This is a genomic window from Lachnotalea sp. AF33-28 (assembly GCF_003477885.1).
Lineage (GTDB): Bacteria > Bacillota > Clostridia > Lachnospirales > Lachnospiraceae > AF33-28.
In genome coordinates this window covers 1-248 of record NZ_QUEE01000043.1, presented here as the reverse complement: position 1 = coordinate 248, position 248 = coordinate 1, and positions in this window count along the sequence as shown.

The window sequence follows — 248 nt, the reverse complement described above, 5'->3', positions numbered from 1 at the left end:
ATTGTACCTTGAAAACTACACATTGAAGACATCGTATAAAAGAAACATCAATTCACTGTTATAGTCGAAAGACTGTAACGGAGAACAACCAAGAGATTTACCGGACTGCAGTGACTGCAACGCTATGCAGGAGCTGCTACAGGTTGGCTGCGGATGGGATAAGAGCAACTGCTTTTAGAATCACCTAGTCAATGTAAAGGTCAAGCAAGTAAGAGCGTAAGGTGGATGCCTTGGCACTAAGAGCCGAA